The following is a 611-nucleotide window of genomic DNA, read 5'->3' as shown; positions in this document are numbered from 1 at the left end:
GCATTGGTCTTTAGTTAGGCCTCACACCTCGGTTGTGTAGCGGTAGCGAGCGTTTCCTGGAGAATCGGTCGTCGCTTGTGGATCTTCTGGGCGTCTTCGATCAGCCGCTCCAGCAGTGGCGGTGGCGAATAGCCGAGGAACTCACCGAGTTCAGAGAGAATGAGTTGGGCGTGCGACCGGAAGGTCGCCGCCCAACGCTCCGGCGGAAATACGATCTCGTTGTTAGCTTGCTCGGTAACCAGAGCCAACAGATTACGGCTTACCAACAGCGACAGCAATGCTGCGTACAGCAGGATCTCCACGATGTACGTCTTGCTTGTATCGAACTCATCCAGGTTATACTGCGTCTTCAACTCACGAAACAGCAGTTCTACTTCCCACCGACACCGGTAGATCGTTGCTAGATCTGCCGGCAGAAACTCTTCTCTCGGCAGGTTCGTGATATATAGATGGTAGTCGTCGGCGTCCTCATCGCGGACGCCGACGACACGGAATGTCTTGTTATCGTATGATTGCGTGCCCGCGTACTCTCGTCGCTGAAACGTCGCTTCTACCTCAACATCAATGTACTCTCGGTGGAGATCGTCCACGACATCTTGGATCTGGTCACC

At 54.5% G+C, this 611-nt stretch carries 1 protein-coding gene; it reads right to left on the bottom strand.

Going from position 1 to position 611, the window contains the following annotated elements; all coding sequences use genetic code 11:
• Positions 1-14: 14 nt before the first annotated feature.
• A partial coding sequence (locus C437_RS00005) for an IS4 family transposase (protein WP_004514816.1) occupies positions 15-611 on the bottom strand: 597 nt, incomplete at its 5' end.

The sequence above is a fragment of the Haloarcula vallismortis ATCC 29715 genome (genome assembly GCF_000337775.1).
GTDB classification, from domain to species: Archaea; Halobacteriota; Halobacteria; order Halobacteriales; family Haloarculaceae; genus Haloarcula; species Haloarcula vallismortis.
The sequence above is the reverse complement of the archived record's forward strand: the minus strand, read 5'-3'. Positions and strand labels throughout refer to the sequence as shown.